Raw genomic sequence first — 22232 nt, 5'->3', positions numbered from 1 at the left:
ATGGCAAGCAACGCCAGCGCCCGTCCTCGGGCTCGCGTCGTTCCCCCGAACTTCACTCCCGCCCCTCCTTACGCCTGATCTCGGCGCGATCCTACGTGACCGCCCCTACCGGCCATGTGCCAGCAGTTTGTACTGCGCGGCCATCTTCTGATTCATGTCCTCCGGCTGTCCGGCTTCTACTTCCGCCAGCAGATGCGTATAGGTCAGATAGCAGACGAAGCCGGATCCGCTCTTGGCCTTGTAGCACTTGGCCTCCGGGAGGCCGGGCGGGCTGTCGTAGGGGTAGTGGGTGGTGGTGATTCCGTTGGTGAGCGCGGCGAGGAGGCGTTCGGCGGCGGCTGGGTCGCCTGCGCGGTAGACCTGGGAACCGGCGGTGGCGATGAGGTCGACGCGGGCGTCGTCGTAGGCCCGTTTCATCAGGTCGGGGCGGTTGCGCAGGTGCAGGTCGGCGGCGATCGGGTAGACGCCGGTCAGGTCCTCGTAGGTGCCGGGGCGGGTGGACGGGAGGGTGCGGGCGAGGATGCCAGCGGGGTCGAGCGGGATTTCCGGCAGTTTGTCGGCTGCGGTCGGGGTGTAGCCCTGGAGCAGCTCGAATTGTTTGTCGAGAGCTCGCTTGGCGAAATCGAGCAGTGGGGCCGGGTCGGGTGGGGTGGCGAGGGGGTTGCCGACGTAGAGTTTGACGACGAAATCGCCTCGGGGGAACCAGGTTTCGACACCGTCGTATTGGGACAGGAAGGTGTGGCCGGGGTATCCGGCGATCTCCAAGGGGCCCTTCGGCGGGTACTTCTTGTGGGTCTCCTCGGCGAGTACGCGGGCCGCGTTGGCCGCCAGTTCCGCGTTCGCGAAGCGCAGCAGGGCGAGTTCGGCGTTCAAGCCCAGCTGGCTGTTCTCGCGGCGTGAGCCCGCTGTGCGCCAGCCGGCGACCAGGCCGGGGACGAATTCGGAGAACTTGTCGGCGGGCGTAACCCAGGTGACGGGCGGATGCTGGGCGGTGATTCGTCCGGAGACCCCGCTGTGCCCATGCACCAAACGGCTGTCGAGATCGGACATCAGGGGCACGAAGCTGCCCAGTTTGATGGCTTCTTGCCACGCGCCGGTTTCCGCGGTGCGTTCTTTCTCCAGGTCGCGGGGGCTGGTCGGGTAGTTTCCGGCGTCGAGTTTCGCCGGGTCGGCGGAATTGGGGGCTCCGTCATTGCCGCTGCCGCAGGCGGTGGCGAGCAGGGCGATAGCGGTCAGCCCGGCGAGTGCGGCTCGAATTCCGTGTCGCGAGAGGTTCATCGTTCGCTCTTTGCCAAGATCGAGTACTGCGCGGCGGCACGCTGATACAGGGTGGTGTCCAGCCCGCCGCCGGTCTTGCCGCGGGAGCCGACGACGCCGACGTATCTGCCGTAGACCACCGCGCACAGGTATCGGACGTTCGAAGGCGGTGCGCTCTGGTCCAGTTTCACGCATTCGCCGTCGGCGATGCCGGGGGGATTCGCGATCGGCTCATCGCCCGGACCGAGGGTGGTCAGTGCGTTCTGGAGTTTGAAGGCGGCCGCGAGATCGGCTGTCCGGTAGACGATTCCGGCGTTGCGCGCGACGAGATCGACGCCGGTGTCGGCGAAAACCTGCTTCAGCGCGAAACCGTCGCGTTCGTAGTGCAGATGCGCCGCCGGCTCGAAGACGCCGACCGACTCGCGTGGCACGTCCAGGTCGGTGGCGGCGGTGACCGTGGGAAGCACCCGCCGCATGATGGCGTCGGGATTGGTGGGCAGGTCGAGGATGTCGTCCACCGGGGTCGGCGTGAGCTTGTCGAGCTTCGGGAGCTGTAGGTCGAGAGTCTTCTTGAACTGGGCCGCGAGGGTATTCGGGTCGGAGACCGGGAGGGTGGCCATGGCCAGCACCACGTACGGTCCGCGTGCGGCGTACACGTAGCCTTTGCGGTCCGCCTCCGCCGCCGACGCGCGCGCCTGCGGGTAGCTCGGCACGGCGAGGCCGTGGCGGTCCGGCTTGAATTCGCCGGTGGCCGCGTCCAGTTCGTTGGCGGCGGTCTGCGCCATGGCCTCCGACGGGAACCGGAGTATCCCTGCCGCAAGGCCTTTCAGCGTGCGCGCGTTGCCGTTCGACCGCGTCGTGAGCACTCCGGCGATGAGGAAGTTGCGCTCGAGTACCGGCTGGAACTGCGGCGGCAGGTTGGCCCCGAGTTCGCTGTACATGCTTGCCGTGCCGGTGGCGAGTACATGGGTGCCCATCAGTTCGCCGAGTTCGCCGTCTACCTCGAACGGTGCGACGAGCGAGCCGAGCATGCGCCGGGCTTCGATCTGGAAGACCGAGAGCTTGTCCTCGGCCGCGGGCGCCTGATCGACCGGCTTCGCCTCGAACGCACCGATATTCAACCGCGCCAGATCCACGGGCGTCATCCCCGGCAGGGCTTGCCCCGGCACCGTGGCGCAGCCGGAAATCAGCAGGGCGAGCGCGGTTCCCCAAACCCGCACGCCCGCACGCAATCCCCTCGGCACGGCGCTCCTCCCCGGTACTCGTTCAGCTGCCGCGATCCTACTGGACCCCCGCCTTCAGTACCGGGAGGAGCTTGTTGAGCAGCACCTGCTCGGAATCCGAGGACCAGTAGCGCAGGGCGTTGACCGCTTGCGCGTCGTCCACGACCAGCACGGTGGCGCGGGCGGTGAGCAGGCCGTGCGGCAGTCCCAGCAGCCCGCCGCCACCCGCGCGGGCGTCGCTGCGGACCGCGATGATGTAGCCGGAGGTGACGGCGTTGAAAGCCGTGCTGGACGAGTCCTTGGCGACCGGACGGAGGGACTTCTCGTCCTTCTTCGGGACGTAGTACTGGTTGTAGACGAAGCCGAGTTCGGCGAGGAAGTCGGTGGGGCGGCTGGGCGGGAGGAAGATCTCCATGTCGGGTTCGTCGTCGCGGCCGGTGCCGGTGATGTTCACCATCAGGATCGGTTTGCCCGCGAACTTCGGGTTGTCGCTGCGCGCTTGCTCTTTCGGGGGCAGCGAACTGCTGGGTTTGGCCGACGGCGTGGCCGCGGTGGCGGCGCCGGAGGTGTCGCGCCCGGCGAACCAGATGCTGCCCCCGATCGCGAGGACGACCACCACGGCCGCCGCGGCGATCGCGATCCAGCGCTTGGACCCCGGCGTCGGAAGGTCGCTGGGCGGCAACGGCTCCGAGGTCCAGCGGTCCGTGGGCGGGGCCATCGAAGGCCCGGGGTAGCTGGGTGCGGCGGTCTGGATCGGGTAGGTGGGGGAGGTGTGCGGCGGCGCCTCGCCGCCGAGCGCCCGCGCGGCGGCATCGGTGAATTCCCGGCAGGTGGCATATCTTTCGGCCGGATTCTTCGCCATCGCCCGGGCGAACACCTGGTCCAGTGCGGCGGGCAGACCCGGATGCACGGCGCTGGCCCGCGGCGGCGGCAGTTGCAGGTGACCCATCATCACCATCGCCGGTTGCGCACCGGGGTAAGGGTTCTGGCCGGTGAGCAGCTTGTACAGCGAGCAGGCCAGACTGTAGATGTCGGAGCGCGGATCCAGCCGCGCACCGGACAACTGCTCCGGCGAGGCGTAGGCGATGGTGGCCAGGAAGGTGCCGGTCTGGGTCAGCTCGTTGGCGTCGTCGGAGGACTTCGCCACCCCGAAATCGGTGAGCAGCACCCGCTCTTCATCGTCGTCTTCCTGCGAGAGCAGGAAGTTCGCGGGCTTGATGTCGCGGTGCAGCAGCCCTTTCCGGTGCGCGTAGTCCAGGCCCTTGCCGACCTCGGTGATGATCCGCAGGGCGCGAACGGGATTCATCGACCGCGGATCGCGCTCGAGCACGGCCGCGACATCGGTGCCCTGCACGTACTGCATGGCGATCCACAGCTGCCCGTGCTCCTCGCCCCGGTTGTACACCGAGACGATATTCGGATGATCCAGTCCCGCGGCGAGATTCGCTTCGCGCTCGAACCGCGCCCGGAATTCGTCGTCGGCGGTGTGCTCGGCGCTGAGCACCTTGATGGCGTCGGTGCGCGGCAGGCTGGGGTGCTGGGCCAGGTAGACCGTGCCCATGCCGCCGGCGCCGAGCACCCGCTCGATCCGGTAGCCGCCGACGATGGTGCCTGGGCGCATGGGTTTCTCCTCAGCTGTTCGCGAGCAGCGCGTACTGCGCCGCGGCCCGCTGGTGCACGTCGTCGATCTTGGCGGAGCTGACGATCCCGACGTACTCGTGATAGGCCACCACACAGGTGAAGTGGCCGTTCCTGAACCTCGGGTTCTTGGTCTCCGCGCACGCCGCGCCGGGGACGTTCGCCGGAGCCGCGGCCACCCGCACCTTCTCGTACGGGACACTCAGATCGGTAACCGCCTTCCGGGCGGTCGCGGCATCCGGGGTGCGCGCTACCAGGTTCTCCTCGTTCATGCCGAAGGCGTCTGTATTCAGCGCGGCCAGACTGGCTTTGGCTGCTTCCCGGTTCCTGGCGAAGTGCAGCATGCCCTGGCGGCCGGCGGTGACGAGGCGATTGGTGTAACTCGGGCGCGGCGTCAGGTCATCGTCGGCCAGCGTACGGCTGGCCAGATTGTCGGGATCCCAGCGCAGCTGAAACACGTCGATGAGCGGGATCGGCTGGAATCGCTCCAGCATCGGCAGCTGGGTGTCGTAGGACTTCTCGGCCAGCGCGCGCAACGGGTCCAGACTGGCATCCGGAGTGGAGACCAGGAACGCGACAACGAAGGAACCCTGCGCCTGCATCGTGCGCAGGAACGGCGTGCCGGGCCGCCAATAGGAATGCGCGGCAGGGTATTTCGACAACGTGACCGGCTGGTTGTCCGGGCTCGCGGCGAAGTTCGCGTCGTAGAACTCCTGCGCGGCCAGCTTCGCGCGGTCGGCATCCGGGAATTGCATGATCATCGAGGAGACGATCGTTTCCGTGGCATCGGACTTGGTGGCCCAATCGTCGGTGCCGACCGAGAGGCTGAAGCTCTTGTCCGAACCATTCGTCACCAACCCGAAGGTCAGTTTGTGACGGACCGCGATCGGCTCCAGATCCGCTCGGCGTCCCAGGGCGTCAGGCAGTACCCCGGTGCTGATGGCGTACGGCCAGTACCCGGTCTTCAGGCGTGGATCGATGTCGTAGGCGGTCGCCACATGCTCGGCCAGCCGCATCGTCGCGAGTTCTCGCTTGACGTGGAACATCGGCACGATCTCGTCGTTGTGCGCGTGATAGGGCACAGTCTGGTATTTGCCCACATTCAGTGTGCGGACATCGATTTCGCCGGGCGCCGAAGTACCGGACACCGTCGACCCGCAGGCGGTGAGTGCCGCCGCCACCACGAAGACGGCGATCGCCGTCGCGCCGCGTCGCATCAGGTTCCTCATTTCGCCGTCGTCAGCAGTGCGTACTGCGCCGAGATCCGTTGCTGGGCATCGAGTAGCTGTTGGGAGGAGACGAGCGCGGTATAGCGGTCGTAGGACACCGCGCAGTAGAAGCGGATCACCCACTTGTCCTTGCCGACGTACTCCCAGCATTTGGCCTGCGGCAGATTCTTCGGTGCGGCCGCGCTGCGCACCGTCTTGTTCAGCTGGGCTTGCTGCTCGAACAATCGCAATGCCGCCGCTCGATCCCGGGCTCGGTAGACGCGGGCCTGATCCTGGGCGTATCGATCCACCCCGGCCGCTTCCCACTCCGGCCGGGAGGTACCCGGGGAAGCGCTGAAATGCAGCCCGGCCAGGCCGGTGTAGACCCCGGGCGGGTTGGTATTCAACTCCTCGTCGATCCGCGGCAGGGTGCGCCCGAGCACCCCGTCGATATCCATTTGCAGGTTCATCAGCTGGTCGACCGGCGTGGGCGTGAATTTCGCCATGGCGGGCACGACGACGTCGAGGCTCTTCTGCACCAGGGTCAGCAATTCGTTCTGGTCCACCACCTCGGCCGCGATCCGCAGATAGTCGTAGACCCAGCTGTAGATGACCAGCTTCCCGGTCGCGAACCAGGATCCGATGGACTGCGTGGTGGGGACCCAGTGCGCCTTGGCCGCCGGGTATTTCGGGATCTCCACCGGCACGTTCTGGTCGTTGTAGCTCCGGTCGGACAACTCCAGCGCGACCGCCATCTCCGCGGCCTTCTGCTCATCCGGGAACACCATGACCACATTCATCAGGTCGATGCCTTGGATCTCTTGGTCGGTGGTGCCGCCGCTGGCGAAGCCGGTGACGAAATCCGGTGCGACCTCGGCGAATTTGTCCAGTTTGATGGCGTCGCCCAGATTCGAGTGCTTCGGGTCGAAGAAGACGCGCGAATTCAGGCTGACCTTGTGACCGAACTTGAACCGCGGATCGATCTCGGAGGTGAGCGGAATGAAATTCGCCATCCGCTCGGCCTCGATGATCTTCGCCTGCTGCATGTTCTTGACCGTGCCGTATTCGCGCGGCGCGGTCGGGTGGTTGCCCACGTCGAGCGTGCTCAGATCGATCACCGGCTCGGGCGGCAACGCCGCCGCTGCCACCGGTTGTTCCGACCCGCACGCACTGGCGCCCAATGCCACCGCGACCATCGCGCTCGCGATACGAACCGCGTTCCACCCCATGCCGAATCGCATGATTCCCCTCCACCGGTCGAACTCCCGGGGGATGCTACAGGCGACTGAACGGTCTGTGCCAGTGGGAGGGTTTACTCACAAGCTGTTGGCCAGCAGCGCGTACTGCGCGGCGACCTTCTGCCGCACGTCCGACTCCTTGTCACTGGTCACCAAGCCCACATACCGCTTGTACGGCACGTAGCAGCGGTACTTGTACTCACGCTGGCTGTCGCCTTTGCTGTTGAGCCGCAAGCACTTCGCGCCGGGTACGTCCTCGGGTGCGTTGATCGAGTCGAACTTGTCGCCCGCCTCGGTGATCAGGCCGGGGACCAACTGCTGAGCGGCGGCGTCGTCGCGGGCCCGGAACACCGTGCTGGCCGAGACGTTCGCGGACTTGTCGACGCCCGTCTCCTCCAGCAGTTTCGCGGCCCGGGCCTCGTCATCGGAGTCGTGGATGAAATGGTTCGGGCCGTAGATGGAGAACTTCTGCGGGTCGGGGGTGTGCTCCTTGCGGTCCTGCACGGCGACGCGCGCCAGCAGGCCGTCTGGATCGACCTTCAGCGAATCGAGTTTGTCGGCCGGGGTGGCCTGGAAACCGTCCAGGATCGGGATCTGCACGGCCAGGGTCTTGTCCACCCAGCTGACGAGGTCGGTGCTGTCGGCCCGGGGCCGCGCCACGAACAGCGAGATCACGAAGCTCTTGTGGGCGTAGAAGGCGCCGGCGTTGGCGATGCCGGGCCGCCAATGCACGAACGCGTCCGGATATTTCGTGGACAGCAGCTTGCGATTGTCGGGGGAGACGCCGATATCGGCGTCCTCGAGTTCCTTGGCGGCGTTCTTGGCGGCGGATTCGTCGGGAAAACGCAGCACCACCGTGGTGAGGGCGGTGGTGCCCGCCGCGGGCCGGGTGGTGCCCTCCGGATCCGCCTTGTCGGCGCCGCTCGCGGCGTAACCCGCGATCATCTTCCGGTTCTCCAGAATCGGTTTCGACACGTTCGCGAGGAAGTCGATCGCGGTTTCGGTATCGGTGAAGACCGTGTTGCCGCGGCCGTGGATGAGCGAGGAATCGACCTTCACCGTCGGCGGGACGGTATCGGCCATCCGCATGCCTTCCAGCAGCGCGCCTTTACCGCCCGCGTTCTGGTCGTATTTGTGCCGGTCGACCGGGTAGGGTCCGACTTCCAGTGTGCGAACATCCAGTTCCCCCGCGGTGGGAGTGCCGGCTACTCCGCTGCACGCGGTCAGCATTCCGGCCACCAGCAGGCTCGCTGCACCAATCGCGACCCGCGACATCCGAACCATGACAGGCCCCTCGTTCCTCCCGTACGTGCCCCTCGAAGTTACCGGAAAACGGCCTCCATAAGCGACCGAAATGTCCGCTGCCTCCCCTGGCGTCGACGCGGACCACTACCCTGTGTGACATGACCACGATCCAGAACCCCGTGCTCGGCGAAGGCCGATTCCGGTGAAGGATCAGCAGGTCGAGGTGGTCGCGGGCGCGCATGCCGTGGCCCGGGTGGCCGGCGCGCTGATAGTCGTCGCGCATCGCGAAAGCGAACGGCTGCACCCGGAATCCACCGCCGTGCGGGCCTTGGAAGCACTGGCCGGCCTGGTTCGCGAGGCGGCCCGGCAATCGCCGCGCGGACCCGGCGCCCTGGTGGCCCGGCAGTCGACGCGCTGGCTGATGAAGCACGCCGAGCAGATCAGCCCCGGGGTGCCCATCGATTTCGGCATCCTGTCCGCGGCCGAGAACGGCGGGGTGGCGATCTTCCTGCACGGCAATGTCACCGCGGTGCTGGCCGGGGCGGTGGGAATCGAGCAGTTCCGGGGCAGTGATGCCGCGTTCACCGTCGACCGGGTCGCCGCGTTCCCGGCGCGCGCCCTCGCGCTGTTCGCCGACGGCGCGCAGGGCCGGATTCCGGAACTGCCCGCCGACCGCGGCATCGGCCGCCTGGTCGAAGGTATCGCGCAGGGCGCCGGCGCGGTCATTTGGTCGGCGGGACCCCGAGCCGGCCGACCGGCCACCGAAACCCCGGTCGCCCAGCCCTATCCGCTGCCCACCGCGCGCATCGATCCCGAACCTCGGGAGCCGCAACCGGACCCGGAGGAGCACTCGGAAACCTCGGTGCACGAACCGGATCGGCACCACGCGCTGACTCAGCAGGGCGACCTGGAGGACAGCGGCACCAACCCGGCGCCGCGCCCGGATCCCGACCTGCAGGCCCGTCTGGAAGCCACCGCGAAAGCCACCTCGCTGGTCGTCAAGGTGATGGGATTCAAGTGCGCCAGAGCCCATCCCAGCGATCCGCGCGCGGCCTTCTGCACCGTCTGCGGGATGCCGGTGGATCAGACCCAGGCGATCAGCGAGGTGGTCCGCCCGCCGCTGGGCATGCTGATCCTGGACGACGGCATGACCTACATGCTCGCCACCGACGCCGTGCTCGGCCGGGACCCGGAGCATTCGGAGGCAGCGCAGAAACGCGGCCTGGTGCCGTTGAAGGTGGAGGACTCCTCCGGCGGCATGTCCCGCGCGCACGCCGAGATCCACCTGATGAATTGGGATGTGGCATTGGTGGATCGGGGCTCCACCAACGGCACCCGCACCCGCATGCCCGGCTACCGCGACTGGGTGCGGCTCAGCCCGAACCAGCCGATGATCCTGGTCCCGGGCACCGAGGTGATGATCGGAAACCGGGTGCTGCGTTACGAACCAGCGGCCCCGCCGCCGTTCGGCTAGGAATACCGCGACATGCAGGTGTTCTCGCCGTAGAGCACGCCCGCGCGGAACGCGTCCACCCGGGAGAACCCGCTCGGCACGGTCTGGCCGCGGGAGTCGCTGGCGGCCAGGCCGTCGGTCAGCAAGCCGGACACCGCTTCATCCAAATCGCCTGCGGCCAAGGCGATATCGCCGTGCTCGCGGGAACGGGCCGGGTCCGCCAGCTTGCCGGTCACCACCCCGGCCAGGCAGGCCGCTCGCAGCCCGGTCTTCGCGCCGGTCAGCGATTGGCCGTGCGCTTTCTGCACCGCGAGGGTGTAGCGCGCGATGAACACCACATAGCCGTTGTAATCGCCGGTCACCTTGAGCGGCAGCGGATTCTCTTCTTCGTCGTCACTGCGGGTGCCGCGTTTGGACAGCTCCGGGATATCGGTGGCGATGAGATTCTTTGCGGGGCAGTAGGACACGGGGTTGGTGGTGGTGCCGTCCTTGCAGTCGATCTTGGCGGTCGAATAGTCGTAGGTGGGCGCCTTGTCCACCGGCAGGATCGAGGCGAGCGCCTTGCTGAGCTCGACCAGCGTCTCCTTGTTGACCGGGTACTCACCGGACTGGCCGCCGAAGGTCTGCGGCAGATTGCCGCGGCGGGAGGTGATTTCGTCGGCGTCGATGCGCTTGCAGGAGGCCGGGCCGTCGGTGAATCCGATCTGCACGGCGGTCACCCGCTCGAACGCCGAACCGTGCACGCTCTCCGGATCGTCCGGGTTGGAATCGCGAATCGCGACCGTCGCGGCCAGCACCTTGTTCAACCCGTCTGAGGTGTTGATGGTGAAGTGCTTGGCTTTGCCCTCGGCCACATGGCGGATGAACGCGCCCGCGAAGCAGTCTGCCTGCTGCTCCTTGACGATCACCGGATCCTTGGTGCCGACGATCTTGGACATGGTCTGGATGGCGTGCCCGTATTCGTGGGCCAGCACCATCACCACCGACATCTTGTCGAAGGTCTCCACCATGGTCGGCAGCAGCACCGAGCGGTCCCAGCCGATGGAGTTGTCCAGGCGGCAGTAGGCGGCGTTCACCAGCCGGTAGGTGGTGTCCTTGCAGAACTCCGGAGCTTGCGCGCGGGGGGCTTTCGCACTCCAGGACAGCAGCTTGTCGACCGGATCGAAATCGCCGTCGAAGTACTTCTTGTATTCCCCGGACCAGTAGGACTGGATGTCGTCGACGGCGTTCAGGGCAAGCGTGTCGATTTCGCCGCCGTCGCCGTTGGTCGCCTTCAGATCGCTGTCCGCGACGCCCTGCCGCGGACCGCTCGGACCCTGGGTAGTGGGCAATCCGGCGACCTTGAACGGGTCGTCGTAGACCGACACCGCGCGCCCGTCCACCGAACGGGTGCAGCCGGCCAGCAACGCCACCGCGCAGAGCAGAACCGTAACGACTGCGGTCACTGGAAGTTTCGGCAAGGCTCCCCCTAAGTCGGCCGGTCTCACTAACACAACACTCACTTGTCATTCGCTTAACAACCGGCTGCAGGCGCGTCGGGGGCACCGCCGATGTCCGGGTGATGGCATAGTATCCGCTGCATGTCTTCACCGGGGGCGCAGACCATCACCGTGCGCCATGATGGAACCGAACGGGTCTTCGATTCCGCGCAGAACATCACCATGGGCCGTGCGCCCGAGGTGACTTTGTACGTCAACAGTCCGCTGGTCTCGCGGGTGCACGCAACGCTCACCTGGCAGGGGCACGGCTGGGTGCTCGCCGACAACGGCAGCACCAATGGCGTTTTCGTGGACGCGCGCCGGTTGAGTCAGCCGGTGACGATCGACCGCCCCACGCAGGTGCGGCTGGGGGATGCCATCACAGGTCCGCTGCTTAGTCTGACGCCGGGGCCGCGCCCGCAGGCCAGAGGGCCACAGCCGCAGGCTTATCAGCCGCCGCAACAGCAGCACCGCCCGCCGCAACCGCCGCCGGCGCAGCCGCAGAATTACCAGCCGTCCCAGATGCAACACCGGCCGCAGCCGCCACAGCCGCCGCGTCCACAACAGCCCTACCAGCAGTACCAGCCCCCGCGGCCGGCGTATCAGCAACCGCAGCAACCGATTCCGCCGCACCATCAGCCGGCGCCGCCGCCGGTGTCCTATCAGCCGCCGCAACAGCCCACGCCTCCGCCCACGACGCAGCAGCCGCCCACGGCCGCCGAGCCGGAACAGCCGAACTTCAACATGACGATGAAGGCGGATTTCAAGAGCCGCCCGATCGTTCCGCCCAAGCGCCCCAAGGCTTCCACCGAACCCATCGCCAAAGCGGACCGGATCCCGCCGAGCGGACTGGGCATCGGCCGCACCACCGACAACCAGATCGTCGTCAACGACCCGCTGGCTTCGCGGAAGCACGCGCGCCTCGTCGCGCGCAAGGGCGAGCTGGTCATCGAAGACCTCAACTCGGCCAACGGCACCTTCGTCAACGGTCACCGGCAGCAGAGCACGGTGCTGCGCGAGCTCGACGTGGTCACCATCGGCAACGTCGACTTCGAGGTACAGGACGGCACGCTCGTCCACCGCAAGAAGCCGGCCGCCGAACAGGGCCTGGGCGTGCACGGAGTCGGATTCACCGTCGAAGGCAACAAACATCTGCTCGTCGATGTGAGCATGCAGGCCGGTCCGGGATCACTGACCGCGCTGATCGGGCCGTCCGGCGCGGGCAAGTCGACGCTCGCGAAACTGATTGCCGGCGCCAACAATCCGTCCGTCGGCGTGGTCACCTTCGAGGGCCGCAGCCTGCACGGCGAATACGAGGCGCTGCGTTCCCGTATCGGCATGGTCCCGCAGGACGACGTCCTGCACACCAAACTCACGGTCCGCCAGGCCCTCGGCTATGCCGCCGAACTGCGCCTGCCCCCCGACATGACCAAGGCCGATCGCCAGAAGGTGATCGACGGTGTGCTGAAAGAACTCTCGCTCACCGAACACGCCGACACCCGCGTCGACCGGCTCTCCGGCGGTCAGCGCAAACGCGCGTCGGTGGCGATGGAGCTGCTCACCGGCCCGTCGCTGCTCATCCTCGACGAACCCACCTCGGGTCTGGACCCGGCGCTGGACCGTCAGGTCATGGTGATGCTGCGGGAGCTGGCCGACGCCGGTCGCGTCGTCATCGTGGTCACTCACTCGGTGGCCTGCCTGGACATGTGCGACCAGGTGCTGCTGCTGGCGCCCGGCGGCAAGACCGCGTTCCGCGGGCACCCGGGCGGCGTCGGCAGCGCGATGGGCACCAGCGACTGGGCGAAGATCTTCGGCGATGTCGCGGCCAATCCGGATCAGGCGTTCGCCGCCTATCGGTCCCGGCAAGCGGGTGCGCCCGCGCCGCCGCCGCCACCCGCGGTGCGCAACGGTCAGGCCGGCAAACCGCCGAAAACCAATACCCGCAAACAGTTCTCGACGCTGGCGCGCCGGCAGATCCGGCTCATGTTCGCCGACCGGGTGTACATGCTGCAGCTGTTGCTCATGCCGCTCGTCATCGGTTTGCTGACACTGGCCGCGCCCGGGTCCAACGGGTTCAAGCAGCCCGCCATGGCGCAGGATCCGATCACCGGCGATTTCAAGATTCCCTCCAGCGGCGAGGCGGCGACGCTGCTGTCGTTCCTGGTGATCGGCGCGTTCTTCATGGGCATGGCGCTGAGCGTGCGCGATCTGGTTGGGGAGCGCACCATCTACCAGCGCGAACGCGCGGTGGGGCTGTCCTCGTTCGCCTATCTGTGGTCGAAGATCAGCGTTTTCGCGATCGCCGCCATCTATCAGATCGCGGCCATGGTCGGCATGGTGCTGTTGCTCAAGAACCCGCCCGAGGAGGGCGTGCTCTTCCCGAAACCCGACGATGCCGAGGTCACCGCGTCCGACGCTTTCACGCTGTACAACGGGCTGGGCGCGGCCGAGCTGTTCTTCGATCTGACCCTGCTGGCCATCTGCAGCGTGGTGCTCGGCCTGTTGATCTCCTCGTTCGTGAAGTCGAACGAGCAGGTCATGGCGGGTCTGGTGCTCGCGCTGGTGGTGCAGCTGGTGGCGATGGGCAGCTTCATCCCGGTCACCAAGCGCCTCGGCCTGGAGCAGATGTCCTGGCTGTTCCCCTCGCGCTGGGGGTACGCCGCGAGCGCGTCGACGGTGGATCTGAAGCGGCTGGTCGTCGGATTGCAGAAGGACGACGACACGTTCTTCGATCACGACATCTTCTCGTGGGCGCTCGACGTGGGCGCGCTCGCGCTCATCGCCGCGCTGCTGTCGCTGATCATCTGGCAGCGGCTGCGGCTGAAGAAGAAGGCCGTCTCGTGAAACCCGTGGCTGACCTGGGCACGTCGAGCATCGCGAGCGTTCGGTTCGGACAGCAGGCACACTTATGCCTGTGACAGTGCGTGTAGGGGCAGTACATCTCGGCTGGGATGTGGTGTCCGTGGCCGCGGGCGGCGGGGGAGTTCCCATCCGTCCCGTGCAGGTCGAAGGTACCTATACCCCGCCGGCATATCTGCTGGCCGATGCTCAGGGCCGGTTGCACACCGCGGGGGTGGAGCAGGCGCGCCCGGATCTGGGGCGCGCCATCGCCGACGTCCGCGACATCCTCGGACATCCGCAGATCGTGGTCGCCGGGGCCACCTGGCCCGCCGAGCTGGTCTTCCGGGCCCGGCTCTACAACCCGCTCGCCGCGATCGGCAAGCACCTGCGCGGCAAGCCCGACGTGGTGGCGCTGCCGTATCCGGACCCGTGGCCCGACGAGAAGGTCGACATCTACGCCGAGCTGGTCGAACAGCTCGACGTGACGGTGGAGCCGCTGCCGGAGAGCGTCGCGCTGTCCGGCTATGTGCGCGCCCTGGGCTTGGTGCGCCGCCCCGACGAGCGCGATCCGCGCGGGATCGGCGCCACCGGCGTCTACTCCGACGGCCGCACCATGCTGGTGGTCGCGGTGCACGGCGACGACGAGATGCCGACCGAGTCGGTCGACGTGCCGGTCGACGCCGAAGCCATGCGGGACGCCCGTTCGGCCGACAACGTGGTGATCGAGGTGATGGCCGCGGCCCGCTCCATCGGCGCGGACACCTCGACGGTGCTGCTGTGCGGCAACGTCTGCTTCAACGACGCGCTGCGGCTGGCGTTCCAGAATCATCTGGGGCATCGGTTACAGGTCGCCGATCATCCGATGCACGCGCTGGTGCTCGGGGCCACGCACCTGCTGGTCACCGATAACGAATCCGGGGAACCGGTGTCCTCGGGGCGGCACGCCGAGCCCGCGGCGCCGCCTCCGGTCCGCCGCGATATCCCGGCGCCGCCCGCGACGACACAGTCCGGTGCGCCGGTGGTGACCTACGGTGCGGGCTATCCGACGACGCCGCCGGTCGACGCGCCCACCACCCGGGTCACCCGGGAGGAGATGGCGCAGCAGCCGCCGGACGCGAGCGAGGTGGGCAGCCGGTTCACCCGGCCGCCGGTCACGCCCAGCCCGGCGGGCCCGCGCTCGCCCTATCCGCCGCCGCCGAGCCGCGGTGCCCGGGAGCCCTGGGGCGATCCGGTGCACAGCGACGAGGACGACGAGACCGAGCATCCGCAGCGCAAGAGCAAGCTGTGGGGCAAGACCAAAGGCAAGCTGTTCGGGGCGGGCGCCGCGCTCGGCGGGCTGATGCTCGCGGCGGCCGGCGTGCCCGCGGCCGGCGACACGACGCTCGCCGACTGCCCGCGCACGCCGTACATCCTCAATGAGCAGCCGCCCGGTATCGCCACCGCGAACGAGCGGCCGATCGGCGAGCAGGTGTGTGAGCAATCCGGCATCGACCACCTGCGCTATGTCATTCCGGGGCCGAAAGACGGCATCGACCCAGGTCCTCCGGTGGAGATCTGACCCGATTCGGTGAATTGATGCCGGTCCGGTATCGTGGCTCGTTGGCGTGTGGACGTCTCAGGCTTCGGCTTGGGTCGAACACCTAGCCCCGGGTCTCCACCGGCCGCCGGGGCTGGCGATCTCGCACGAGATTGCTCGACTACACGCTGGCCGGCAACACCGACTACAGACAGGGAAGCACTGTGCCTACGTACAGCCCCAAGGCTGGTGACGTGACCCGCAAGTGGTACGTCATCGACGCCACTGACGTAGTGCTCGGCCGTCTTGCCGTGCAGGCCGCTGGCCTGCTGCGTGGCAAGAACAAGCCGACCTACGCGCCGAACTTCGATGGTGGCGACTTCGTCATCATCATCAATGCTGACAAGGTTGCCATCTCCGGCAACAAGAAGCAGGACAAGCTGATCCACCACCACAGTGGCCACCCGGGCGGTCTCAAGAGCCGCACTGTCGGTCAGGTGTTGGAGTCGCGTCCGGACCGTCTCGTGGAGAAGGCCGTCAAGGGCATGATCCCGAAGAACAAGCTGGGCAACGCCATCGCCGGCAAGCTCAAGGTCTACGCAGGCCCGAGCCACCCGCATGCCGCTCAGCAGCCCATTCCCTTCGAGATCAAGCAGGTGGCCCAGTGACCGCTCCTGAGGAATACACCGAAGAGTTCACCGCGGAGGTCGCCGACGGCGACGCCGCCGTCGAGGTCGTGGAAGAGGAATACGGCTACGACGCCGAGCCCGCCACCTACGCCCCCGTCGTGATCGACCGCCCGGTGCAGACCGTCGGCCGTCGTAAGGAAGCCGTCGTCCGCGTGCGACTGGTTCCGGGCTCCGGCAACTTCACCCTCAACGGCCGCACCATCGAGGATTACTTCCCGAACAAGGTGCACCAGCAGCTGGTCAAGTCCCCGCTGGTGACCGTCGAGCGGACCGAGTCCTTCGACATCGTCGCCCTGCTGCACGGCGGCGGCCCCTCGGGTCAGGCCGGCGCGCTGCGTCTGGCCATCGCCCGTGCGCTGATCGAGGTCACCCCCGAGGATCGCCCCGCGCTCAAGCGCGCCGGCTTCCTGACTCGTGACCCGCGTGCCACCGAGCGTAAGAAGTACGGCCTCAAGAAGGCCCGTAAGGCGCCTCAGTACTCGAAGCGCTGATTTTGGCTTCGCTGCCGGTCCGCTTCCGTCACCCTGGTGGTGTCGGGGGTGGCCCGGTCGGCGTGGCAGCTGTATGAGAGCAGGCTTCCAGCTTCACGCTGGTCGCCTGCTCTCGTGCTATATCCCGGCAAGGAACTACTTACAGGGGCGACGAGGTTATGGGACGTTTGTTCGGCACCGACGGTGTACGCGGGCTCGCCAATGAATCACTGAGTCCGGAACTGGCGCTGAAGGTTTCGGGTGCGGCAGCGCAGATTCTGGGCAGAGGCAAGCAGCGTGCGCTGGCCGTCGTCGGCCGGGATCCGCGGGCCTCGGGCGAGATGCTGGAAGCGGCCGTGGTCGCCGGGCTGACCGCCGCCGGTGTGAATGTTCTTCCCGTGGGCGTGCTTCCGACGCCGGCCGTCGCCTACCTCACCGGCCTCTACGACGCGTGCCTCGGCGTGATGATCTCCGCCTCGCACAATCCCATGCCGGACAACGGAATCAAGATCTTCGCCGCGGGCGGGCACAAGCTCGACGACGCCATCGAGGACCGCATCGAAGCATTGATCGCCGAGAACAACCCGATCCGGCCGACCGGCGCGGGCATCGGCCGGGTGCTCAACGCCGCCGGCGCGCGCGACCACGGCCAGGCGGTCCCCGACCAGTACAGCCTCGAAGGCACGCACGAGCGCTACGTCGAACACCTCGTCGAGGCGACCGGCGCCGACCTGTCCGGGCTGACCGTGGTGATCGACTGCGCCGAGGGCGCCGCCTCCGAGGTCGGTCCGGCCGCGCTGCGCGAAGCGGGCGCCACCGTCATCGCGATCCACGCCGAACCCGACGGTCTCAACATCAACGACGGGTGCGGCTCGACGCATCTGGGCAAGCTGCAGCAGGCCGTCGTCGAGAACGGCGCCGACCTCGGCTTGGCCTTCGACGGCGACGCCGACCGCTGCCTCGCCATCGACAGCACCGGCGCGGTCGTCGACGGCGACACCATCATGGCCATCCTCGCGATCGCCATGAAGGAAGCCGGCACCCTGCGCGACAACACCCTCATCGCCACCGTCATGAGCAACCTCGGCCTGCACATCGCGATGCGCGAAGCCGGAATCACGGTGCGCACCACCGCCGTCGGCGACCGCTACGTCCTGGAAGAACTCCGCCGCGGCAACTACACCCTCGGCGGTGAACAGTCCGGCCACACCGTGCTGCCCGACTTCGGCACCACCGGCGACGGCATCCTCACCGGCCTCAAACTGATGGCTCGCATGGCCCAAACCCGCCGCCCCCTCGCCGACCTCGCCTCCGTCCTGAGCACCGTCCCCCAGGTCCTCATCAACGTCCCGGTCACCGACAAAGCCCTCGTCGCCGCCGCGCCCGAAGTCCAGGACGCGGTAGCCGAAGCCGAAGCCATCCTCGGTGACACCGGCCGAATCCTGCTGCGCCCCAGCGGCACCGAACAACTCGTCCGCGTCATGGTCGAAGCCACCGACCCCGAACGCGCCCAGCAACTCGCCGACGACCTCGCTAAACGGGTTGCGGCGGTCTAGTTCTCAGCCGGTGTGACGCCTAATTCCCGACGTCGCACCGGCGCACGGTCTCGAGGGTCGTCCGGCCGTCGCGCCCACCCCTGCGCGCCCGCCACAGATCGCGCCAGCCAGGCCAGCCGAGTCCGCGACACCCGAGTGGGAGCGGCCTGATCCCGCGCCGGTTAGGATCGGCGGGCGCCTTGACCGGTGGTTGCTCGATGCTCCCGCTGTCTCGGTCGGATTGCGACGCAGTACTTTTCGGAGGGGAATATATGGCCGGGGCATTCAACGACGGCAGTGGCCATCAGAAGTACTCGCCGGGTGCTGGGCCGCACGACCCCACCCAGGTCGCGGGTTCCGCAGCGCACGGTGCCACGCGCTACATTCCGCCCGACGAGCGGGGCGGTCGGCCTGCGGACCCCACTCAGGTTGCTCCGGCAGCTGGCGGAAGTTACGGCAGCCCAGGGGGTTACGCGCCTGCGGGTTACTCGGCACCGGGGTATTCCGCCGCCCCCCAACCTGCCGGACCGCCGCCCGTGCCCGCCCAGGGTGCTCCCGGAGGGTACGCGCCGGGGCTCGGCGGGCCGCACAACCGGCCTGGGCAGCCTTGGCCCGCCCAAGGACCCTCGCCCTATCCCGGTGCGCAGGGTGCGCCGCGCCGAGCCTCCCGGGTCCCACTCATCATCGGTCTTGTTCTGGTCGTCGGCCTGGTGGTTGGCGGGGTACTCATCGGAGTCTCGGCACAAGGGGGCGGCACTGTGGAGTTCAAGGGAGAAAAGTGGCCGGCTTCCCATCAAGGCATGGTCGCGGCTTTTCCTCAGCTGCTGACCGAGCGCCGTGGCCCACGTGGGTGGAAAGAGTCCGTCTGTTCCCAAGGCAGCAGCAGCGCCGCTGCAACCGCGACTTGCTATCACCACGATGGCACGGATATGTCCTTCAGCGTCATGGACTACCTGACGATCGAAGCGGTGCAACGCCAACTAGATGAGGCCTATCTGTACGACTACGCCGGTTCGCGGGGCAAGATTCCGGCGCCGGCCAAACCCGCACCCCACCCGATGTTGCCCGCCGAGGCGCTGGCGACCTTGCCGGAGGAGGGAGCGTCAGCTCGCATTACCGGCGATGTCTACTTCTCGTTCCCCAACGACCCGGGCCGGGAGCGATACATCATCAGCGTCAAATGGCGTGGCCACAGTCAGGACGAGGTCCTCAAATACTGGTGGGCCGAAGCACCGTTGGGCAAATGAAGCTCGGCAGCCGCTGGGGCCGAGGGTGTCTCACCTGGAGGCTCTGACCGGTCGCTGAAAGCCTGTTATCCACAGGATTCCGGTTATCCACAGACTTTGTGTTCCCGCAGGTGGCGGGGCGGGGGCTGGGGTGGGCTCGAGCGATGGTGGATCCATGCGACCAGGACTCGATGAGGTGCGGGACAGGCAGTTCGGGGTGTTCACCTCGTGGCAGGTGTTGTGCGAGTACACCCGGGCGGAGATGCGGGCGCGGATCGATCGCGGGGAGTGGGTGCGGGTTTTTCGTGGGGTCTATCGGGAGGCGTGCACGCCGACAAGTGCGCGTTTACGGGTGGAGGGAGCGCGGTTGTTGCTGGGGTTGCCGTCGGTGCCGGCGGCGTATGGCACTGCTGCTGAGCTGCACGGGTTTTCGGTGCGGGAGGACGAGGCAACGCATGTGCTCGGCGAGCGTGCGTCTCGGAGCAAGAGGCTGGTCGTGCACAACGATCGGGTGGATCAAGCGGAGCTCGAGGTCGTTCAGGGTGTGATGGCTACGAGTGCGGTGCGTACCGCGATCGATGTGGCGCGCACGCTGGAATGGCCGGAAGCGCGGGCGGCGTTGGAAATGGCTTTGAAGCAGGGGGTTTCACGGGAGGCGCTGATAGCCGAAGCGGCACGTCATGAGCGCAGAATGGGGTGGGGGCAAGCCGTCGAGCTGCTCGAGGTGGTCGGACGCGCCCCGCGGGCGCGGGAATGCGTCGGCCGGGTCGACCCGAGGTCCTTCCGCGGTCGGCCGCTATACCCGGTGGCGGTCGCGCCGAATAATCAATTGCAGGCAGGATCCCGGGCTCTTAACATGGAATTACCGACGCGGGGTGGAGGCAACTAGGACGCCCACCGGTCTCATAAGTCGGGTTATGCAGGTTCGAATCCTGTCCCCGCAACCAGGTGAAAGCCGGGTCATCCCTGGATGATCCGGCTTTCTTTTTCAGAACTGGCCTGCTACGAAACCGGTGAACAACACCAGAAATCCGCCGATCTCACCGATGATCAGGGCGATCATCGAAATGTGGGTGCCGGCCGTGCTGGTCTGCCCATGGAACTGGTTGGTGGTGTCCCGCAGCCAGCCGTGCACGATATAGGACGCAATGGCGGCGAGGAAGAAGATCAGGATCACGAGGACGGCGGCGAGATTCACCGCGGTCGGCCAGGCACTGAGTTCGGAGAAGACCGCGAGCAGCAGTGTGGCGAACGAATACAGCAGGGTGGCGCGATGCGCGATGTCCACGTAGATGTGTGCGGTGGCGTCGGGGGAGACGCTGATCTGCTGGTACTTCCACACGCCGAGCACCAATGCCAGAATGAACAGCAATCCGGCTGCCGCCAGTGTGATTCGGGTATCGATCCCCAATTCGATCGCTATCGCAGCCAATTCGACCTTGTTCACAGTGCACTCCCTCGATCACGCTATCGACGGAACTGTAACCCGTTCTAGTTGTCGATGCCGACCAGGCAGTCGCTTCTTCTTGCCGGGATCGACGGCCGCCGGAGCGGATCCTTGCGGCCGCCCATCAGGCTTCGGTGAGTTGCCCGTCGTTCATGTGCCACCGGCGGGTGGCGCTGACCGAGTCCAGCATGCGCCGGTCGTGGGTTACCAGAATCATTGTCCCGGTGAAGGATTCGACCGCCTGCTCCAACTGTTCGATGGCGGGCAGATCAAGATGGTTGGTGGGTTCGTCGAGGATCAGCAGATTCACCCCGCGGGCCTGCAACAGCGCCAGCGCCGCGCGAGTCCGCTCACCGGGGGAGAGGGTTTCGCAGGCGCGCATCACGTGAGGTCCGCGCAGCCCGAACTTCGCCAGCAAGGTGCGCACGTCGGCGTCCGGCCAATCCGGCATCTCCGCGCCGAAAGTCTCAGCCAGCGAGGGGCTTCCGCTGAACAGCCCACGCGCCTGATCGACTTCGCCGATCTGGACACCGGATCCCAGCGCGGCAGTTCCACTGTCCGGCTGAATCTTTCCGAGCAGCAGTGCCAGCAGTGTCGACTTCCCGGACCCGTTGGCCCCAGTCAGCACGATCCGATCGGCCCAATCCACCTGCGTAGTAATAGGTCCCAGCGTGAAATCTCCGCGTGTGACGGCCGCCTGCGACAGCGTCGCCACCACCGCCCCGCTGCGCGGCGCCGCGGCGATCTCCATCCGCAGCTCCCACTCCTTACGCGGCTCCTCCACCACGTCCAGCCGCTCGATCCGCCGCTGCGTCTGCCGCGCCTTCGCCGCCTGCTTCTCGGTCGACTCGGCGCGCGCTTTGCGGCCCATCTTGTCCGAGTCCCCGTTCTTGGCCTTGCGCCGCACATTGCGCACGCCGTGCTCGAGCCAATTGCGCTGCATCTGCGCCCGCGACTCCAAACCCGCCTTGGTGTCGGCATACTCGTCGTACGCCTCGCGCGCGTGCTGCCGGGCGATCTCCCGCTCCGCCAGATACGACTCGTAACTTCCGTCGTAAACCCCCACCTGCTGCTGTGCGAGATCCAGTTCCACGATCCGGTTCACGGTGCGCGCCAAGAACTCCCGATCATGGCTGATCACCATCAGCGGCACCCGCACCCCGGTCACGAACTGCTCCAGCCGCGCCAGCCCGTCCAGATCGAGATCGTTCGTCGGCTCGTCCAGCAGCAGAATGTCGAAGCGCGACAACAACACCGACGCCAGCCCGGCCCGCGCCGCCTGCCCGCCGGACAACCCGGTCATCGGCGTGTCCAGCCCGCCGGCAAGGGAATCGATGAGCCCGAGATCCGCCGCCACCTCCTCGGCGCGCTGATCCAGATCGGCGCCGCCCAGCGCGAGCCATCGCTCCAGCGCCGGCGTGTAATCGTCCTCGCCGCCGTCGGCCAGCCGCTCCGCCGCCGCGTCCATCTGCCGCTGCGCCTCGGTCACCCCGGTCCGCCGGCCCAGGAATTCGAGCACCGTCTCCCCGGCGACTCGCTCCGGCTCCTGTGCCAGATACCCCACCGTCGCGTCGGGCGGACTCAGCGTAATGGTCCCGGTCGGCGCGTTCCGCTCCGCCAGCATCCGCAGCAACGTCGACTTCCCCGCCCCGTTCACACCCACCAGCCCGATCACGTCGCCCGGCGCGAGCGTCAGATCGAGATCCTCGAACAACGTCCGTTCCCCGTGCCCGGCGGCCAGTCCACGCGCATGCAGAGTGCTACTCAC

Annotated in this window: 17 protein-coding genes and 1 tRNA gene; 9 read left to right on the top strand and 9 right to left on the bottom strand. The window is 67.3% G+C overall.

From position 1 onward, the window contains the following. Nucleotides 1-105: 105 nt before the first annotated feature. From AB0M14_RS01355 to AB0M14_RS01330, 6 genes are all read right to left on the bottom strand, one after another. Nucleotides 106-1278 carry a hypothetical protein gene (locus AB0M14_RS01355; RefSeq protein WP_364986994.1) on the bottom strand — a complete coding sequence of 391 codons (1173 nt, stop codon included), beginning with the start codon at nucleotides 1276-1278 and terminating at the stop codon, nucleotides 106-108. Beyond that, nucleotides 1275-2477, bottom strand: a complete 1203-nt coding sequence (locus AB0M14_RS01350) for a hypothetical protein (protein WP_364986991.1) — start codon at nucleotides 2475-2477, stop codon at nucleotides 1275-1277. Before AB0M14_RS01350 ends, AB0M14_RS01355 begins: the two co-directional genes overlap by 4 nt. A gap of 61 nt (nucleotides 2478-2538) precedes the next feature. Beyond that, entirely contained in the window at nucleotides 2539-4101 is a 1563-nt protein-coding gene (locus AB0M14_RS01345; protein ID WP_364986987.1) for a protein kinase, read from the bottom strand. A gap of 10 nt (nucleotides 4102-4111) precedes the next feature. Beyond that, nucleotides 4112-5335, bottom strand: a complete 1224-nt coding sequence (locus AB0M14_RS01340; RefSeq protein ID WP_364986983.1) for a hypothetical protein — start codon at nucleotides 5333-5335, stop codon at nucleotides 4112-4114. An 8-nt stretch (nucleotides 5336-5343) separates the two neighbouring features. Beyond that, complete coding sequence (locus AB0M14_RS01335) at nucleotides 5344-6567, bottom strand: hypothetical protein (RefSeq protein WP_364986980.1); 1224 nt, start codon at nucleotides 6565-6567, stop codon at nucleotides 5344-5346. Between the two features lie 75 nt (nucleotides 6568-6642). Then, nucleotides 6643-7848 (bottom strand): hypothetical protein, encoded by a 1206-nt coding sequence (locus AB0M14_RS01330; protein WP_364986977.1) that lies wholly within the window; start codon nucleotides 7846-7848, stop codon nucleotides 6643-6645. Nucleotides 7849-8011: 163 nt separating this feature from the next. Between AB0M14_RS01330 and AB0M14_RS01325 the strand changes: the two genes are divergently transcribed. Continuing rightward, entirely contained in the window at nucleotides 8012-9283 is a 1272-nt protein-coding gene (locus tag AB0M14_RS01325; protein ID WP_364986974.1) for an FHA domain-containing protein, read from the top strand. On the opposite strand, the gene AB0M14_RS01320 is transcribed toward AB0M14_RS01325, so the two are convergent. Then, entirely contained in the window at nucleotides 9280-10707 is a 1428-nt protein-coding gene (locus AB0M14_RS01320; protein ID WP_364986971.1) for a metallopeptidase, read from the bottom strand. The two genes, AB0M14_RS01325 and AB0M14_RS01320, sit on opposite strands and share 4 nt — an antisense overlap. A gap of 135 nt (nucleotides 10708-10842) precedes the next feature. Here AB0M14_RS01320 and AB0M14_RS01315 point away from each other — a divergent pair, with 135 nt between their 5' ends. From AB0M14_RS01315 to AB0M14_RS01280, 8 genes are all read left to right on the top strand, one after another. After that, entirely contained in the window at nucleotides 10843-13584 is a 2742-nt protein-coding gene (locus tag AB0M14_RS01315) for an FHA domain-containing protein (RefSeq protein ID WP_364986966.1), read from the top strand. A gap of 64 nt (nucleotides 13585-13648) precedes the next feature. Continuing rightward, nucleotides 13649-15139 (top strand): hypothetical protein, encoded by a 1491-nt coding sequence (locus AB0M14_RS01310; RefSeq protein ID WP_364986962.1) that lies wholly within the window; start codon nucleotides 13649-13651, stop codon nucleotides 15137-15139. A gap of 182 nt (nucleotides 15140-15321) precedes the next feature. Next, nucleotides 15322-15765: a 50S ribosomal protein L13 gene (rplM, locus tag AB0M14_RS01305; protein WP_364991209.1), complete on the top strand. Its 444-nt coding sequence runs from the start codon at nucleotides 15322-15324 to the stop codon at nucleotides 15763-15765. Nucleotides 15766-15833: 68 nt separating this feature from the next. Further along, nucleotides 15834-16277 carry a 30S ribosomal protein S9 gene (rpsI, locus tag AB0M14_RS01300; protein ID WP_364991205.1) on the top strand — a complete coding sequence of 148 codons (444 nt, stop codon included), beginning with the start codon at nucleotides 15834-15836 and terminating at the stop codon, nucleotides 16275-16277. A gap of 158 nt (nucleotides 16278-16435) precedes the next feature. Continuing rightward, the gene (gene glmM, locus AB0M14_RS01295) at nucleotides 16436-17812 is read left to right on the top strand and encodes a phosphoglucosamine mutase (protein ID WP_364986959.1); all 1377 of its coding nucleotides are present in this window, start codon (nucleotides 16436-16438) and stop codon (nucleotides 17810-17812) included. 737 nt (nucleotides 17813-18549) lie between these two features. Further along, nucleotides 18550-19038 carry a hypothetical protein gene (locus AB0M14_RS01290; protein WP_364986956.1) on the top strand — a complete coding sequence of 163 codons (489 nt, stop codon included), beginning with the start codon at nucleotides 18550-18552 and terminating at the stop codon, nucleotides 19036-19038. A 154-nt stretch (nucleotides 19039-19192) separates the two neighbouring features. Beyond that, complete coding sequence (locus AB0M14_RS01285) at nucleotides 19193-19906, top strand: hypothetical protein (protein ID WP_364986953.1); 714 nt, start codon at nucleotides 19193-19195, stop codon at nucleotides 19904-19906. After that, nucleotides 19887-19964 (top strand) — tRNA-Met (locus AB0M14_RS01280). The genes AB0M14_RS01285 and AB0M14_RS01280 overlap by 20 nt, the downstream gene beginning before the upstream one ends. Before the next feature lie 41 nt (nucleotides 19965-20005). Here the strand turns inward: AB0M14_RS01280 and AB0M14_RS01275 are convergent. Together AB0M14_RS01275 and AB0M14_RS01270 are read right to left on the bottom strand one after the other, a co-directional pair. Next, the gene (locus AB0M14_RS01275; RefSeq protein ID WP_364991202.1) at nucleotides 20006-20440 is read right to left on the bottom strand and encodes a hypothetical protein; all 435 of its coding nucleotides are present in this window, start codon (nucleotides 20438-20440) and stop codon (nucleotides 20006-20008) included. 148 nt (nucleotides 20441-20588) lie between these two features. After that, nucleotides 20589-22232, bottom strand: coding sequence for an ABC-F family ATP-binding cassette domain-containing protein (locus AB0M14_RS01270; protein ID WP_364986950.1), 1644 nt, complete (start codon nucleotides 22230-22232; stop codon nucleotides 20589-20591).

The organism is Nocardia sp. NPDC051832 (genome assembly GCF_040681285.1).
Lineage (GTDB): Bacteria > Actinomycetota > Actinomycetes > Mycobacteriales > Mycobacteriaceae > Nocardia.
Note: the sequence above shows the minus strand (reverse complement) of the source record. Positions and strands in the feature narration are given on the sequence as shown.